Genomic DNA, 16300 nt, shown 5'->3' with positions numbered 1-16300 from the left:
CCGATGAGCACCGAGCAGAGGACGCACGCCGCGCAGACCGCGCCCTCCGCTCCGTCTGCCGCGGCCGTCAACGCAGGCGGCCTGATCGAGGCGTTCTGGGCCTACGAGCGCGCGGTGACGTCCCACGACACCGCCGCCCTCGACCGACTCCTCGCTCCCGGGCCGGCCACGCTCGCCGGGGACGCCGACGGCCTGCGGGTGGGGCACGAGCAGATCAGCTCGACCTGGTCAGCAGCGTCGACCGCATCGGTCGCCTCCGCCCCTCAGCGTCAGATCGTGCGGACCCACGTCCAGGCGATCGACGCCGAGCACGCCCTGATCGTGGCGGTCACCGAGCACGCCGGTGGCGGCCGGGGCCAGGAGACCCAGCTGTGGGCGCGGTTGTCGACGCCCGAGGGTCCCGCCTGGAAGCTGACCGCGATCCACACCGCGACGCCGGCACCGGCCCTCGACACCCGGATCTGGCGCACGGTCGGCAGCCCGCTCGTCGCCGGTCGCCCCGGCGGTCCGCTGACCGGGCAGAGCGTGGCGGTCAAGGACGTCCTCGCGGTCTCCGGCCAGCCGATCGGAGCCGGGAACCCCACCTGGCTCGCCTCCGCTCCCCCGCAGCCGCACCACGCCTGGGCCGTCGAGCGTCTCCTCGAGGCCGGCGCCGACGTCGCCGGGATCGCTCGCAGCGACGAGTTCGCCTACTCCCTCGCCGGCACCAACGCGCACTACGGCACCCCGCCGAACCCGAAGGCACCGTTCCGGATCTCCGGCGGGTCGACCTCAGGACCCGCCAGCGCCGTCAGCCTCGGACACGCCAGCATCGGGCTCGGCACCGACACCGCCGGCTCGATCCGGGTGCCGGCGGCCTACCAGGGCCTCTACGGCATCCGGACCACCCACGGCGCGATCCCGGTCGACGGCGTGATGCCGCTCGCGCCCCGGTTCGACACCGTCGGCTGGCTCACCCGCTCGGCCACGATGCTGGCCACGGTCGGCGAGGCCCTGCTGCCGTCGGCTCCCGACGACCATCGCTACGAGGCCACGGACCTGGTCGCCGTACCGGCGTTGGACCGGTTGGCCGTGCCGACCGTCACCACCGCCATCAAGGCATGGCTCAAGGCCGGTACGACGCCGCTGGACTGGTCTCCGGACCTGGCCACCTGGCGCCTCGCCTTCACCACCGTGCAGGCGGCGCAGGCCTGGCGGGTGCACGGCGACTGGCTCGCCGACCGGCTCGACACGCTCGGCCCCGACGTCCGCACCCGCTTCGAGGTGGCGCGGGACCTCTGGCCCCCCGATGTCGAACGGGCCGTCGAGATGGCGGCGTCCGCGTCCGCCGAGATCCGGGACGCCATCGGCGACCGGGTCCTGGTGCTGCCCAGCGCCTCGTCCTCGGCACCGCTCCCGGGCGAGGACATCGAGGTGATCCGGGAGGCGACGCTGCGGTTGAACTGCCTCGCCAGCCTGGGCGGCCTGCCGGCGATCACGATCCCGTTGACCGCCAGCGACGGACTCCCCTGCGGCGTCAGCCTGGTCGCCGCCCCGGGCCGCGACCGCGCGCTCCTGGACCTGGCGCTGCTCCTCACCCGCTGATCGGCAGCGTTACTTTCCCCCGGTTCACCGGGGATCGAGCGTTACTTTCCCCAGGTTCACGCGGCGGTGGGCGTCTCCGACGACGGTGACGGCGCCGATCAGGACACCGGCGAGCAGCAGCCCGGCACCGAGGTGCACCTTGAGCAGCAGCGCGCCGACGGCGGCGCCGACCAGGATCAGGGCCACGGCGGAGAACCGCCGAGCGGAGCCGCCGCCCTTGCCCGAGCCGAGGAACGAGTCGGCCGCGAGGCCGGTCAGGGTCGAGGTGACGACGACCGTGGTGACGTCCTTGACCGCGATGTGGCGGGCGACGGCGGCCTGGAGGCCCATCGCCAGCGACGCTGCGGTCGTGACCGTCACCTGCACCGGGCGGGCCGGGTCGTCACCCACCACGAACAGCACGACGGCGAGCAGCACCATCACCGCGGAGACGACGGCGAACATCGCCGTCGTCACGCCGGTCCAGGCCTCGGTGACCCCACGCAGTGCCCGCCCACCGAGGGCTGCACCGGCCAGGAACCCGAGCAGCGCCAACGCCGGCCCGAGGATGGGCAGCCCACTGCCGGGGACCAGCGCCATGCCGAGGATGACGACGTTGCCGGTCATGTTCCCGGTGAAGACCTTGTCCAGGCCGAGGTAGCCGATCGCGTCGTTGATCCCGGTGGTGAAGGTCAGCACCAGCATCAACCACAGGTGCAGCGTGGCCGCCGGGATCGCGGCGAGTCGGGTCGTCACCCGAGAAGGTTAGAGGCCAACATCTCCGCCGCGGCGGCAAGGTCGTCGACACCCTGGGTCAGCTCGGCCGGGAAGTCGGTGGCCAGGTCGAGCTGGAAACCGAAGAGGGCCGAGTCGATCAGCGTCACGATCCGGGCCGCCCGGTCCGGTGGGGCACCGCAGCGGACGACGTACGCCCGGAGCGCGCGCGCCCAGTGCTCGTTGACCTCGCGGACCAGGGTTCGGTACGGCTCCTGGCCGATCAGCCCGGTCGCGGCCGCCTGCACGTAGATGTCGAGGCAGCGGTGCAGGGCCGGGGCCTGGTAGGCCCGCCAGAGCGCGTTCACCCCGGCGCGCACCCCGTCGGCGGCGGGCAGCGCCTCGACCGCGGCGATGGAGCGTTCCTCGGTCCGGGTCACGACCGCGGCGACCAGCTCGTCCCGCGAGCCGAAGTGGTAGACGAGCATCCGGTCGCTGGTGCCGATCGCCGCCGCCACCGGACGCAGGGTCAACCCGATCAGTCCGTGCTCGAGGACGTGGTCGGTGACCTGGTCGAGCAGCTCGTCACGCCGGGACATGCCCCGAACTGTAGCAAGTGCTACAGTTGTCGAAGAATGTAGCGACCGCTACATCGAGATCGGAAGTGTCACCCATCATGTACGCCGTCCTGCTGCTGTTCAGCGCGATCGGGGTCGAGGTCGCCGCGACCCTCTCCCTGCCCCGCGCCCGCGGGTTCCACGACCCGCTGTGGACCGGGATCGTGCTGGCCGGCTACATCCTGTCGATCTGGCTGCTCACCCTGGTGGTGAAGGAGATGCCCGTCTCGATCGCCTACGCGATCTGGGCAGGCGTCGGCACCGCCGCGACCGCCGTCATCGCGGCGATCTTCATGGGTGAGTCGATGGACTGGATCAAGGCCGTCTGCCTCGGTCTGATCATCATCGGCGTCGTCGGCCTCAACATGTTCGGCGGCGCGCACGCCTGACCGACGGCTCGTCGCGCCGACTCAGGCGATGTCGGCGGCGGCCGCGCGCCCGGCCTGACGCCCGGAGAACAGGCACCCGCCGAGGAACGTCCCCTCGAGCGCGTTGTAGCCCATCATCCCGCCGCCACCGAAGCCGCTGACCTCACCGGCCGCGTAGAGCCCGGGCAGCGGGATCCCGGCGCTGGTCAGGCAGCGCCCGGACAGGTCGGTCTCCAGACCGCCGAGGGTCTTGCGCGAGAGGATGTGCAGCTTCACCGCGATCAACGGGCCGTGCTCGGGGTCGAGGATCCGGTGCGGCTTGGCCACCCGGATCAGCTTGTCGCCGCGGTAGTGCCGGGCGCTGTAGACGGCCGTGAGCTGGGCGTCCTTGGTGTACAGGTTGTCGGTCTCGCGGTCGCGCGCCTCGAGCAGCGTGCGCAGCGAGCCCTCGTCGATCCGCGGTCCCTCGGGCTCACGCGTCGCGAGCTCGTTCATCCCGGCCACCAACTCGGTCAACGTCTCGGCGACGATGAAGTCCTCGCCGTGGTCCATGAACGCCTTGACCGGCGCCTGTCCCTTCCGAGCCCGGTCGATCACCGCGCGCACCGACTTCCCGGTCAGGTCGGGGTTCTGCTCCGAGCCCGAGAGCGCGAACTCCTTGTCGATGATCGACTGGGTCAGCACGAACCAGGAGTAGTCGTAGCCGGTCGAGCGCAGGTGCTTGAGCGTGCCGAGGGTGTCGAAGCCGGGGAAGTACGGCGCCGGCAGGCGGTTCCCCGCGGCGTCGAGCCAGATCGACGACGGCCCGGGCAGGATCCGGATGCCGTGGTTGTCCCAGATCGGGTTCCAGTTCCGGATGCCCTCGACGTAGTGCCACATCCGGTCGCGGTTGATCACCCGAGCCCCGGTGGACTCGGTGATCCCGATCATCCGGCCGTCCACGTGCGCGGGCACACCGGCGACCATCGTCGCCGGCGGCGTCCCGAGCCGCTCGGGCCACGAGGCGCGGACGAGGTCGTGGTTGCCGCCGATCCCACCGCTGGTCACGACCACGGCCGAGGAGCGCAGCTCGAACTCGCCGATCTCGACCCGGCTCGAGGGGTGGCCCCGCTCGATGTCACTGGCTTCCAGTACGGCGCCCCGGACTCCGACCGCGGCTCCGCCCTCGATGATCAGCTCGTCGACGCGGTGCCGGAACGCGAACCGGATCCGGCCGGAGGCGGCGTGCTCACGCACCCGGCGCTCGAACGGCTCGACGATCCCGGGGCCGGTGCCCCAGGTGATGTGGAAGCGGGGCACGGAATTGCCGTGACCGTCGGCGCGACCGTCGCCGCGCTCGGCCCACCCGACGACCGGGAACACCCGGTGGCCCATCTCGCGCAGCCAGGAGCGCTTCTCCCCCGCCGCGAAGTCGACATACGCCTCGGCCCAGCGGCGCGGCCACAGGTCCTCGTCGCGGTCGAACTGGGCCGAGCCCATCCAGTCCTGCAGCGCGAGCTCAGGTGAGTCCTTGATCCCCATCCGGCGCTGCTCGGGCGAGTCGACGAAGAAGAGGCCGCCGAGGCTCCAGAACGCCTGACCGCCGAGGCTCTGCTCGGGCTCCTGGTCGACCAGCAGCACCGAGCGGCCGGCGTCGGCCGCCTCGGCAGCGGCGACCAGACCCGCGAGTCCGTGTCCCACGACGATGATGTCGGCAGCAGCGCTCATGGGCGCGAGCCTACCGGCGAGTAGTGAGACCTGGGCCACACCCCCGCCCGGCGCCCGATCAGCGCCCGATCAGCGTCCGGTCACGGCGCGGTCAGCGCCCGATCGCCTCCTGCATCCCCAGCGTGGCCAGCTGATCGGCGCGTTCGTTGTCCTCGATCCCGGCATGCCCCTTGACCCAGAACCACTCCACCTGGTGCCGCTCGCAGGCCTCCTCGAGCCGCTGCCACAGGTCGACGTTCTTGACCGGCTGCTTGGCCGAGGTCTTCCAGCCGTTGCGCTTCCAGCTGGCCAGCCAGGAGGTGATCCCGTTCCGGACGTAGGAGCTGTCGGTGTAGATGTGCACCACCGCCGGCCGATTGAGCGTCTCCAGCGCCACGATCGGGGCGGTCAGCTCCATCCGGTTGTTGGTGGTGGTGTCGGGCTCACCGCCGTGGAGCTCACGGACGTGGTCGCCGTACCGCAGGACCGCGCCCCACCCGCCCGGACCGGGGTTCGGGGTGCAGCCCCCGTCGGTGTGGATCACGACGATCGGGTCGGAGGACGGGTCGCTCGGGATCTCAGGCACGGGCGTCAGCCTAGGAGGCGAGGCACGGCGGCCCGGAAATCATGGTCAGAAGTCCTCGGCCGGATCGTCGGACTCGGTCGTTCCCCAGCGCCATCGTGGGCGCGGCCCGGTGCGCACGGCGAGCCCGATGAAGATCGCGACCACGAGGGCGACGTACGCCAGGTAGAGCACCGCCCGGGGGCCGTCGTCGGTGAGCCAGAACGCCGGGACGATGACGAGGAGGATCATCACCACCACGGAGGCCCAGCCCTGCCAGGACACGGGCGTGAAACCCCAGCCGTAACGGCGCCGCTTGAACCAGTACGCCGTGCGGTCGCTGGGACCCGGATCGCCCTGTGACACAGCCCCCAACCTAGTCCTCACTGCGATAGGTTGCCGAACATGATCCGTCTGCTGATCGGTTTCGGAATTCAGCTTCTCGCCAACGCGCTCGGTCTGATCGTGGCTGCGAGCCTCCTCGATGACGTGACGATCACGGGCTCGGCGTTCCTCGTCGCCGTGCTGATCTTCACCGTCGTCTACGCGATCGCCCAGCCCTTCTTCACCCAGATGGCGGTCAGCAAGGTGCCGGCGCTGCGCGGCGGCGTCGCCCTGATCGCCACCTTGGTGGGCCTGATCATCACGGCCTGGGTGAGCGACGGGCTCTCGATCTCCGGGGCGTCGACCTGGCTGCTGGCCACGCTCATCGTCTGGGTGATCTCACTCCTCGGCGTGCTGCTGCTGCCGCTGATCCTGGTCAAGAAGCGCGTCGAAGAGAAGCGGTCCTGATCCATGGCTGACGCGAAGCAGCCCGAGGCCACGCCCGAGCAGGTCGAGATCGAGCGGCTCAAGGCCGAGGTCGAGGCCCTGAAGGCGGCCCCTCCGGCTCCGCCGACCGTCGCCCTGCCGACCGCTCGGAAGGGCGGCTGGTGGCGCGGCCCCGTGGTGACGGTGATGATCCTGATCGCCGCGATCCTCGCGCCGCTGTCGGTGGTCTCGAACTGGACCAACGACATGGTTCGCGACACCGATCGGTACGTCGACACCGTCGCTCCGCTCGCGGAGAACCCGGCCGTGCAGAAGGCGATCGCGCGGCGCGTGACCAACGAGATCGTCGATCGGATCAACATCGACGCGGTCACCGACGAAGCCGCTGCGGCACTCGCGGACCGCGGTCTCAACCCGGCGCTGGCCCAGAGCCTCACCCTGCTGGCGGCTCCGCTGTCCGACGGCATCGCGAACTTCATCAACAAGCAGGTCACCAAGGTCGTGCAGAGCGACTCCTTCGCCGACGCCTGGGAAGCGGCCAATCGCGAGGCGCACACCCAGCTCGTCACCGTCCTGACCGGCAAGGACTCCGACACCGTCAAGGTCGACAAGGGCACGGTCACGATCGACCTGGCCGCGATCATCGGCACCGTGCAGCAGACGCTGGTCGACCAGGGCTTCGAGCTGGCGGCGAAGCTTCCGACCGTGCACGCCGAGTTCCCGATCGTGCAGTCCGACGACCTCTCCACGGCCCAGACCGCGGTCCGGTTGCTCAACTCCCTGGCCAAGGTGCTGCCCTGGCTCGTGCTGGCACTCTTCATCGGCGCCATCGCCCTGTCCCGGCGCCGCCACCGGACCGCCGTGGCCGGCGCCCTGGCGATCGCGGCCAGCATGGTGCTGCTCGGCGTGGCTCTCAACATCGGCCGCGGCTACTACCTCGACGCGCTGCCCAGCGACGTCAACCCGAGCGTCGCCGGGATCGCCTTCGACCAGCTGGTGCTCTTCATCCGCCAGGCCCTGCGCGCCGTCCTGTTCCTGGCACTCGTGATCGCGCTGATCGCCTGGCTGACCGGGCCGAGCCCGTCCGCAGCCGGCGTACGCCGGGGAAGCAACTCGGCGCTGGACTCGATCCGCGGTCGACGCGACGATGCCGGGATCAACACCGGAGCGTTCGGCGCCTGGGCGTTCGCCTACCGGGTCCCGATCCGGGTCGGAGTGCTCGGTGCGGCGTTCCTGATCTACCTGCTCGCCGACCACCCCACCGCGGGGCTGGTGATCTGGCTCGCCGTCATCGCCGTCATCGTGCTGCTGGTGGTGGAGCTGATCGCCCGTCCACCCGCCGTTGCCACCGCCTCTTCTGAGGAGCATGCGCCGGAAGGTGTCGCCTGACGCCATCCGGAAGGCCGTCCGCACCGAATACACGGTGGGGAGGCAGCAGCCGCCCCGTCACCGATCGGGACGGACGTCGCCATGCTCACCCTCGCTCTCCTCGGACTCGTCGGAGGACTGATCACGGGGGTCTCGCCGTGCGTGCTCCCGATGCTGCCGATCATCTTCTTCGCCAGCGGCTCGACCGTCGCCACCCCGACCCCCGCAGTGAGGAAGGACGACCGGGAGGTCGCTGAGGCTGCCGCCGGCGGAGGGACCGGCACCCTCGTCGCCGCCCCGGCAGGGTCTACGACGAAGGAGCCTCGCGACCTCCGGCCGTTCCTGATCATCGCCGGCCTGGTGACCAGCTTCAGCCTCTTCACCCTGCTGGGCTCGACGTTGCTCTCCGTCCTCGGCCTGCCCGACGACTTCCTGCGCTGGGCCGGCCTGATCGTCCTCGGCCTCGTCGGTCTGGGGTTGATCTTCCCGCCGCTGGGCCACTGGATCGAGAAGCCGTTCTACCGGCTGCCCAAGGTCAGCAACAGCGATGCCGGTCCTTTCGTCCTCGGTCTCGGGCTCGGCACCCTCTACGTCCCGTGCGCCGGACCGATCCTGGCGGCGATCACCGTGGCCGGGGCGACCGGTGACGTCGGCCTGCGCACGGTGGTGCTGACCGTCTCCTTCGCGATCGGGGCGGCCCTCCCCCTGCTGCTCTTCGCGATGGCCGGATCCAACATCCGCAAGCGGATCGACTCCTACCGGGCACGCGCCACCGGGTTCCGGATCGGCGGCGGGATCGTGATGCTCGTCCTGGCCGTCGCGCTCGCGTTCAACCTGACCGACGTCGTCCAGCGCGCGCTGCCCAACTACACCAGCGGGATCGAGAAGAAGCTCGCCGAGAACGACACCGTCCAGGGCGCGCTGACTCCGTTCGAGACCGCGGAGAACAAGGGCCTGTCGAAGTGCACGCCGGGCGCCGCCGAGCTCGACTCGTGCGGGCAGGCGCCGGCGTTGCGGGGCACGCAGCGCTGGTTCAACACCGACGGTGACGCTCCGGTCAGCCTGGACCAGCTGAGCGGCAAGGTGGTGCTGCTCGACTTCTTCGCCTACTCCTGCATCAACTGCCAGCGCGACCAGCCCTACATCGAGCGCTGGTACGAGACCTACCACTCGCTCGGGCTCGAGGTGATCGGGATCCACTCCCCCGAGTTCGCCTTCGAGAAGGACGCGGGGAACCTGGCCTCGAGCCTGCGCAAGGAGGGGACGACGTACCCCGTCGTGCAGGACAACGACCTGAAGACCTGGACCGCCTACCGCAACCGGTACTGGCCGGCGAAGTACCTGATCGACGGCACCGGCACGGTCCGGGCGATCAAGTTCGGGGAGGGCGGCTACGAGCAGACGGAGTCCTTGATCCGCTCGCTCCTCACCGCCAACCAGCCGGACGTGGCCCTGCCCGCCCCGGTGACCAAGGTCGACGCGGGCCCCGACCTGGCCGGCCTCACCCCGGAGACCTTCCTGGCACCGAACAGGTCCGGGTACGCCGGCACGCCGACGTACCTGAGCCGGACGGCGAGCGACTACACGCTCACCTCGTCCCAGCCGGCCAACACGTTCAGCCTGGGCGGTCGGTGGAAGGTCACCCAGGAGTCGATCACCTCGACCGGCGGCGAGTCGCGCGTCCGACTGCACTACGTCGCGCGCAACGTCTTCCACGTGCTGTCCGGTGAGGGCACCGTGACGATCTCGGTCCTGGGCGAACCCGATCGCACCATCCAGGTCTCGGGGACGCCGAACCTCTATCCGATCGTCGAGGGTGGAACCAGGCGTGAACAGACGGTGACGTTGACCTACAGTCCCGGGATCAGTGCCTTCACGTTCAGCTTCGGCTAGGGCACAGTGAGGCCATGGGAGCCCTGAGCACCGATGACCTCGCCGCCCTCGACGCGTGGTGGCGCGCGTCGAACTACCTCTCCGTCGGGCAGATCTACCTGCTCGACAACGCCCTGCTGGAGCGCGACCTCGTCCCCGACGACGTCAAACCCCGGCTGCTGGGTCACTGGGGCACCACGCCCGGCCTCAACCTGATCTACACCCACCTCAACCGGCTGATCCGCGAGCGCGACGTCGACGCGATCTTCATGGCCGGGCCCGGGCACGGTGGTCCGGCGGTCGTCGCGCAGTCGTGGCTGGAGGGCACCTACTCCGAGATCTACCCCGAGGTCACCTACGACGGCCCCGGCATCCACCGGCTCTTCCGCCAGTTCTCCTTCCCCGGCGGGATCCCGTCGCACGCGGCGCCGGAGACGCCCGGGTCGATCCACGAGGGCGGGGAGCTCGGCTACGTCCTCTCGCACGCGTACGGCGCCGCGCTGGACAACCCCGACCTCGTGGTCGCTGCGGTGGTCGGTGACGGTGAGTTCGAGACCGGACCGCTGGCGACGTCGTGGCACTCGAACAAGTTCCTCGACCCGGTCAACGACGGCGCGGTGCTGCCGATCCTGCACCTCAACGGCTACAAGATCGCCAACCCGACGATCCCGGCGCGGATCCCGCGCGAGGAGCTGCTCAGCCTGCTGCGCGGCTACGGCCACGAGGTCCTCACCGTCGAGGGATCCGATCCGGCCGAGGTGCACCAGCAGATGGCGGCCGCGATGGATGCCGCCCACGACCGGATCCGCGAGATCCAGCGCGACGCCCGGGAGAACGGCGTCCGCGAGCGGCGGCCGTGGCCGATGATCCTGATGGTCACCCCCAAGGGCTGGACCGGGCCGCGCGAGGTCGACGGCAAGCAGGTCGAGGGCACCTGGCGGGCCCACCAGGTGCCGCTGTCGGAGACCCGCAGCAACGACCGGCACCGCGAGCAGCTGCAGGAGTGGTTGGCGTCGTACGTGCCGGGTGACCTGTTCGACGCCGACGGGATCCCGGTGGAGTCGATCCGGGCACTGGCGCCGACCGGCACCCGCCGGATGAGCGCCAACCCGCACGCCAACGGCGGTCTGCTGCGCCGACCGCTGCGACTGCCGGACTTCCGCACCCACGCCGTCGAGGTCCCCTCACCCGGCGCGACGGTGCACGAGGCGACCCGGGTCTTCGGCCAGTACCTGGTCGACGTGGTCCGCGACAACGCGGACAACTTCCGGATCTTCGGCCCCGACGAGACCGCGTCGAACCGGCTCGACGCCGTCTACGAGGTCACCGACAAGGTGTTCCAGGGCGAGATCCTCGACGTCGACGAGCACCTGGCCCGCTCGGGACGGGTGATGGAGATCCTGTCGGAGCACACCTGCCAGGGCTGGGCGGAGGGCTACCTGCTCACCGGGCGGCACGGCGTCTTCAGCTGCTACGAAGCCTTCATCCACCTCGTCGACTCGATGTTCAACCAGCATGCCAAGTGGCTCAAGACCACCCGGGAGATCGGGTGGCGCGCCGACATCTCGAGCCTCAACTACCTGCTCACCAGCCACGTCTGGCGTCAGGACCACAACGGCCTGAGCCACCAGGACCCCGGCTTCATCGACCACGTGGTCAACAAGAAGGCCGAGGTCGTCCGGGTCTACCTGCCGCCGGACACCAACACCCTGCTCTCGACGATGCAGCACTGCCTGGCCTCGAAGCACTACGTGAACGTGGTGGTGAGCGGCAAGCAGCCGGCCTTCGACTGGCTCACCGCCGATCAGGCCGACCTGCACTGCTCGCGCGGGGTCGGGATCTGGGACTGGGCCTCCACCGACGCCGGCGAGCCCGACGTCGTGATCGCCACCGCCGGCGACGTCCCGACCCTCGAGGGCCTGGCCGCGGTCAGCCTGCTGCGCGAGCACCTGCCCCAGCTGAAGATCCGGTTCGTCAACGTCGTCGACCTGATGCGGCTCCAGGACGACAGCGAGCACCCGCACGGGCTGCCCGGCGCCGAGTTCGACGGGATCTTCACCACCGACAAGCCGGTCGTCTTCGCCTACCACGGCTACCCGTGGCTGATCCACCGCCTGACCTACCGCCGCACCAACCACGCCAACCTGCACGTGCGCGGCTACAAGGAGGAGGGCACCACCACGACGCCGTTCGACATGGTGATGATGAACGACCTGGATCGCTACCACCTGGTGATGGACGTGATCGACCGGGTTCCCGGCCTGGGGCCGTCGGCCGCCGGCGTGCGTCAGCTGATGGTCGACACCCGTCGTCGGGCCCGGCAGTGGACCCGCGACCACGGCGAGGACCTGCCCGAGGTGCAGGAGTGGACCTGGAGCGGTACGGCGTCGCGGCACGCGGCCGCGGCGGACACCTCAGCCGACTTCTGAACCGGGCATCCCCAGCAGGGCGGCGGTCCGGCGCGCGATCTCCAGCTCCTCGTCGGTCGGGACGACGAGGAGCTGGACCGTCGAGCCGGGAGCGGAGATCACGCGGGGACCCTGACCGTGGGCGGCGTTGACCTCCGGGTCGACCACGATCCCGAAGCCGTCCAGCCCGGCCAGCGCATCGGCCCGGACCACGACCGCGTTCTCCCCGACCCCACCGGTGAAGACGATCTGGTCGACGCCACCGAGGATCGCGGCGTAGCCGCCGACGTACCTGCGCAGCCGGTGGACGTAGGCGTCGTAGGCCAGCCGGGCCGCCGGGTCCCCGCCGGCGCGGGCGGCGAGCAGGTCCCGCATGTCGTGGCGCCCCGCCAGCCCCTGCAGCCCGGACCGGTGCTGGAGCAGGTCCTCGAGCTCGTCGAGTCCCATCCCACCGCGCAGCAGGTGCAGCAGCACGCCCGGGTCGGTGTCACCGCCGCGGGTGCCCATCACGAGCCCTTCCAGGGGTGTCATCCCCATCGAGGTGTCGACCGGGCGACCGCCGTGGATCGCCGCGACCGAGGCGCCGTTGCCCAGGTGCAGCACGATCTGGCGCAGCTCGGTGGCGGGGACGGACGACCACGACGCCGCGAGCCCCGACACGTAGGCGTGAGAGGTGCCGTGGGCGCCGTACCGGCGCACGCCGTGGCTGACCGCGACCTCGGCATCGATCGCGTAGTGCGCAGCGGCGTCGGGCAGGTCGGCGAAGAAGGCGGTGTCGAAGACGGCCACGTGCGGCAGGTCCGGGAACTCCGCGCGCGCGGCCCGGATCGCGGTCAGGGCGGGCGGGTTGTGCAGCGGCGCGAACCGCGCCAGGTCGTCGATCGCCTCCTCGACGCCCGCATCGATCACCACCGGGTCGACGAACGTCGGCCCACCGTGCACGACCCGGTGGCCGACCGCGGCCAGGTGGCTGCGGTCCAGGCCCGCGGCGTGCAGCCGGGTCTCCAACTCGGCCAAGGCGGCGGCGAATCCGTGCTCGTCGATCCGCTCGACGACACCGGCCAGGTGCCGGGTGCCGTCGGGGTCGACGACCTGGTACTTCAGCGAGGACGACCCGGCGTTGAGCACCAGCACGGCAGGCATTCCCCCACGCTAGCCACCGACCTATCCTCGGTGCCATGGCCATCGCCCGGAATCCGTACGTCGTCCTGGACTGCCCCGACGTCGCCGTCGCGGCCCGGTTCTACGGCGCCCTGCTGGACTGGTCGGTCGAGGTCGACGACGACGGCTCCTGGGCCAACGTCCGCTCCCCCGAGGACCGGATGCGCAAGCTCGCCTTCCAGCGGGTCGAGGACTACCGCGCCCCGGAGTGGCCGGGCCAGGAGCATCCGCAGCAGCTGCACGTCGACGTCTGGGTCGACGACCTCGACACCGCCGAGGCGCAGACCCTCGCGCTCGGAGCGACCAAGCACGACCACCAGCCCGACGGGGCGGCGAGCACGAACTTCCGGGTCTTCCGCGACCCGGCCGGTCACCCGTTCTGCCTCTGCCAGGCCTGAGCTCACTCCTGCGGCGGGAACCCGCCGAGCCGGATCAGGTTGCCGTGCAGGTCGATCAGGTGGAACTCCACGGCACCCCAGGACTCGGACTGCGGGACGCTGAGCGTGGCGGGCTCGGGCACCTCGACCGACGCCCAGGCCGCGTGCTGGGCCAGCGCCTCCTCGGGCGAGCCGAAGCGGAGGTAGCAGGCCACGTCGTTGGTCCACCGGTCCACGGTCGGGTCGTCCCAGAAGTGCAGCTCGATCCCGAGCTCGGGGTGGCGGAGGATGAGGTACTCCTCCCAGCGACCGCGCTCGATGAAGCCGAACCGTGCGTAGAACCCGGTGCTGACGTCGAAATCGGCACTGGGCAGGATCGGGATGGTCTCGATCATCGGCTCATCCGGCGGTCGCGTCGTGGATCTCGCCGACCAGCACCTCGATCGCGTCCTCGAGGAAGAGCAGTCCGCGCACGGTGCCGGTCTCGTCGACGCAGCAGGCGACGTGTGATCCGTGCTGGCGCATCTGGGCCAGCACGTCCTCCAGCTCGGCGTTGACCGAGATCGCAACGAGACGACGTACCCGCTTGTCGGGCAGGGGCTCGGCGAACACCACGTCGTCGAGCTCCATCACGTCCTTCATGTGGACGTAGCCGACCGGGGTGCCGGCGGCGTCGGCGAGCACGTGCCGCGAGTGCCCGTGCCGGACGACCGCCTCCTGGACGTCGAGAGGCGTGGCGTCGGGCGGGAGCAGGTCGACGTCGGACAGCGGCACCAGGATGTCGGCGGCACGACGGTCGGTGAACTCGAAGGCGCCGGTCAACGGCCGGGTCGCCTCCAGCGTCCCCTCGCGTCCTGACTGCTCGACGATGCCGGCGACCTGCTCCCGCGTGTAGGTACTGGTCGCCTCGTCCTTGGGTTCGATCCCGACGAGCCGGACGAGCAGGTTGGCCGAGCCGTTGAGGAACCAGATCGCGGGGCGCAACAGCCGCGAGGTCAGCACCAGCGGCGGCGCCAGGAGCAGCGCGGCCCGGTCGGGCACGGAGAACGCCAGGTTCTTCGGCACCATCTCGCCGAAGACGACGTGCAGGAACGTGACCAGCGCGAGCGCGACCACGAACGCGGTCACGCTGATCGTCTCCGCCGACAGCGAGGTGACCCCCAGCGGGTACTCGAGCAGGTGGTGGATCGCCGGCTCGGAGACGTTGAGGATGAGCAGCGAGCAGATCGTGATCCCGAGCTGACTGGTGGCCAGCATCAGGGTCGCGTGCTCCATCGCCCACAGGGTCGTGGTCGCCGCCCGGCTGCCGGCGGCGGCGCGCGGCTCGATCTGGGAGCGGCGGGCGGAGATGACGGCGAACTCGGCGCCGACGAAGAAGGCGTTGCCCGCCAGCAGGACGACGAGCCAGATCAGCCCGGACCAGTACTCGCTCATGCCTGGCCCCCGATCGCAGCGTCGGTCGTGGTCTCGATCGTGGCGTCAGTGGGGAGGTCGGCCGGGACGAAGCGGATCCGGCTGACCCGCCGCCCCTCGGTGCGTTCGACCCGCAGGACACCGTCGGGCAGCTCGACCTCGTCGCCGATCTCGGGGATCTGGCCGAGGGCGGCCGCCAGATAGCCGGCGACCGTGTCCCAGTCGGGGCTCTCGGGGACCTCGACGCCGGTGCGGTCGCGCAGCTCGTCGGGACGCCAGAGCGCGTCGAAGACGATCGAGCGGCCCCGGCGGGTGAAGGCGACGTGGTAGCGGTCGTGCTCGTCCTCGAGCTCGCCGATGATCTCCTCGACCAGGTCCTCCAGGGTCACCACCCCGGCGGTGCCGCCGTGCTCGTCGGTGACGATGGCGAGCTGCATGCCGCCGCGGCGGAGCAGATCGAGCAGGGCGGGGGCGGCGAGGGTCTCGGGGACGCGGGTGACGTCGGTCATCAGGTCGGCCGCGGTCGTCGTACGACGCTCGGCCAGCGGCACCGCGAAGGCCTGCTTCACGTGGACCAGGCCGACGACCTCGTCCGGACCGGCGCCGACCACCGGCAGCCGTGAGTGCCCGCTGGGCGCGGCGATCGCGATCACGTCGGCCGCGGTGGCGGTCTGTGGCACCGACGTCATCCGGAAGCGCGGCGTCATCACGTCGGCGGCGTCGCGCTCGGCGAACCGGAGGGTCCGGCTGAGCAGGGCTGCGTCGTCGGACTCGAGCACGCCCTCGGAGGCGGAGTGCTGGATCAGGTAGGTGAGCTCATCGGCGCTGCGGGCGCTGCTGAGCTCCTCCTTGGGCTCGATCCCCATCGCACGGATCAGCGCGTTGGCGGTGTTGTTGAGCAGCAGCACCAGCGGCCGGAACGTGGTGGTGAAGGCGGCCTGGAAGGGCACGACCACCTTCGCGGTGGCGAGTGGGACGGCGAGCGCGAGGTTCTTGGGCACGAGCTCGCCGATCACCATCGACACGAGGGTGGCCAGCACCAGGCCCACCACCACCCCGACGGCAGGGACGGCCGAGTCCGGGACGCCGACGGCGGCCAGCGGATCCTCGAGCAGGGAGCTGACCGCCGGTTCGACGAGGTAACCGGTCAGCAGGGTGGTCAGGGTGATCCCCAGCTGGGCGCTGGACAGGTGCGTGGAGGTGATCCGCAGCGCCTTGATCGTGGGGCGGAGCCCCTTCTCCCCGGCAGCGTCCCTGGTTTCGAGCTCGTGCCGGTCGAGGTTGACCAGCGCGAACTCGGAGGCCACGAAGAGGCCCGTTCCCACCGTGAGGACCAGGCCGGCAGCGAGCATGATCCACTCGTTCATCGAACACACCCCCCGACCGTCCTGGTGGGCAGGACTACTGGGCCGGAGGGTCT

At 70.7% G+C, this 16300-nt stretch carries 16 protein-coding genes; 7 read left to right on the top strand and 9 right to left on the bottom strand.

What is annotated here, in order from left to right; all coding sequences use genetic code 11:
• The first annotated feature begins 3 nt into the window (after positions 1–3).
• The gene (locus tag ACZ5J1_RS02610) at positions 4–1584 is read left to right on the top strand and encodes an AtzH-like domain-containing protein (RefSeq protein WP_464562234.1); all 1581 of its coding nucleotides are present in this window, start codon (positions 4–6) and stop codon (positions 1582–1584) included.
• Positions 1585–1608: 24 nt separating this feature from the next.
• Here the strand turns inward: ACZ5J1_RS02610 and ACZ5J1_RS02605 are convergent, their stop codons facing one another.
• Together ACZ5J1_RS02605 and ACZ5J1_RS02600 are read right to left on the bottom strand one after the other, a co-directional pair.
• Positions 1609–2319 (bottom strand): YoaK family protein, encoded by a 711-nt coding sequence (locus tag ACZ5J1_RS02605; protein ID WP_464562231.1) that lies wholly within the window; start codon positions 2317–2319, stop codon positions 1609–1611.
• Positions 2316–2876 (bottom strand): TetR/AcrR family transcriptional regulator, encoded by a 561-nt coding sequence (locus ACZ5J1_RS02600; RefSeq protein WP_464562229.1) that lies wholly within the window; start codon positions 2874–2876, stop codon positions 2316–2318. Before ACZ5J1_RS02600 ends, ACZ5J1_RS02605 begins: the two co-directional genes overlap by 4 nt.
• A 77-nt stretch (positions 2877–2953) precedes the next feature.
• Between ACZ5J1_RS02600 and ACZ5J1_RS02595 the strand changes: the two genes are divergently transcribed.
• Positions 2954–3283 (top strand): DMT family transporter, encoded by a 330-nt coding sequence (locus ACZ5J1_RS02595; protein WP_464562225.1) that lies wholly within the window; start codon positions 2954–2956, stop codon positions 3281–3283.
• Positions 3284–3304: 21 nt separating this feature from the next.
• Here the strand turns inward: ACZ5J1_RS02595 and ACZ5J1_RS02590 are convergent, their stop codons facing one another.
• From ACZ5J1_RS02590 to ACZ5J1_RS02580, 3 genes are all read right to left on the bottom strand, one after another.
• A complete protein-coding gene (locus ACZ5J1_RS02590) occupies positions 3305–4969 on the bottom strand; it encodes an FAD-binding dehydrogenase (protein ID WP_464562223.1) in 1665 nt (554 codons plus the stop codon).
• Between the two features lie 91 nt (positions 4970–5060).
• Positions 5061–5534: a ribonuclease HI gene (gene rnhA, locus ACZ5J1_RS02585; RefSeq protein ID WP_464562221.1), complete on the bottom strand. Its 474-nt coding sequence runs from the start codon at positions 5532–5534 to the stop codon at positions 5061–5063.
• Between the two features lie 45 nt (positions 5535–5579).
• Complete coding sequence (locus tag ACZ5J1_RS02580; protein ID WP_464562219.1) at positions 5580–5876, bottom strand: hypothetical protein; 297 nt, start codon at positions 5874–5876, stop codon at positions 5580–5582.
• A gap of 39 nt (positions 5877–5915) precedes the next feature.
• Between ACZ5J1_RS02580 and ACZ5J1_RS02575 the strand changes: the two genes are divergently transcribed.
• The 4 genes from ACZ5J1_RS02575 (at position 5916) to ACZ5J1_RS02560 (ending at position 11950) form a co-directional block, all read left to right on the top strand.
• A complete protein-coding gene (locus tag ACZ5J1_RS02575) occupies positions 5916–6302 on the top strand; it encodes a phage holin family protein (RefSeq protein ID WP_464562217.1) in 387 nt (128 codons plus the stop codon).
• A 3-nt stretch (positions 6303–6305) separates the two neighbouring features.
• Complete coding sequence (locus ACZ5J1_RS02570; RefSeq protein WP_464562215.1) at positions 6306–7670, top strand: hypothetical protein; 1365 nt, start codon at positions 6306–6308, stop codon at positions 7668–7670.
• 81 nt (positions 7671–7751) lie between these two features.
• A complete protein-coding gene (locus tag ACZ5J1_RS02565; protein ID WP_464562213.1) occupies positions 7752–9542 on the top strand; it encodes a cytochrome c biogenesis protein CcdA in 1791 nt (596 codons plus the stop codon).
• 14 nt (positions 9543–9556) lie between these two features.
• Complete coding sequence (locus ACZ5J1_RS02560) at positions 9557–11950, top strand: phosphoketolase family protein (RefSeq protein ID WP_464562211.1); 2394 nt, start codon at positions 9557–9559, stop codon at positions 11948–11950.
• On the opposite strand, the gene ACZ5J1_RS02555 is transcribed toward ACZ5J1_RS02560, so the two are convergent.
• Positions 11936–13072 (bottom strand): acetate/propionate family kinase, encoded by a 1137-nt coding sequence (locus tag ACZ5J1_RS02555; protein WP_464562209.1) that lies wholly within the window; start codon positions 13070–13072, stop codon positions 11936–11938. The genes ACZ5J1_RS02560 and ACZ5J1_RS02555 overlap by 15 nt on opposite strands.
• Before the next feature lie 35 nt (positions 13073–13107).
• Here ACZ5J1_RS02555 and ACZ5J1_RS02550 point away from each other — a divergent pair, with 35 nt between their 5' ends.
• The gene (locus tag ACZ5J1_RS02550; protein ID WP_464562207.1) at positions 13108–13488 is read left to right on the top strand and encodes a VOC family protein; all 381 of its coding nucleotides are present in this window, start codon (positions 13108–13110) and stop codon (positions 13486–13488) included.
• 2 nt (positions 13489–13490) lie between these two features.
• On the opposite strand, the gene ACZ5J1_RS02545 is transcribed toward ACZ5J1_RS02550, so the two are convergent.
• The 3 genes from ACZ5J1_RS02545 to ACZ5J1_RS02535 are packed head-to-tail and all read right to left on the bottom strand — an operon-like array spanning position 13491 to position 16247.
• Positions 13491–13862 carry a VOC family protein gene (locus ACZ5J1_RS02545; protein ID WP_464562205.1) on the bottom strand — a complete coding sequence of 124 codons (372 nt, stop codon included), beginning with the start codon at positions 13860–13862 and terminating at the stop codon, positions 13491–13493.
• 4 nt (positions 13863–13866) lie between these two features.
• Positions 13867–14901, bottom strand: coding sequence for a hemolysin family protein (locus ACZ5J1_RS02540; RefSeq protein WP_464562204.1), 1035 nt, complete (start codon positions 14899–14901; stop codon positions 13867–13869).
• Positions 14898–16247 carry a hemolysin family protein gene (locus tag ACZ5J1_RS02535; RefSeq protein WP_464562203.1) on the bottom strand — a complete coding sequence of 450 codons (1350 nt, stop codon included), beginning with the start codon at positions 16245–16247 and terminating at the stop codon, positions 14898–14900. The genes ACZ5J1_RS02540 and ACZ5J1_RS02535 overlap by 4 nt, the downstream gene beginning before the upstream one ends.
• Between the last annotated feature and the right edge of the window lie 53 nt (positions 16248–16300).

The organism is Nocardioides sp. JCM 18999, from assembly GCF_055391175.1.
Note: the sequence above shows the minus strand (reverse complement) of the source record. Positions and strands in the feature narration are given on the sequence as shown.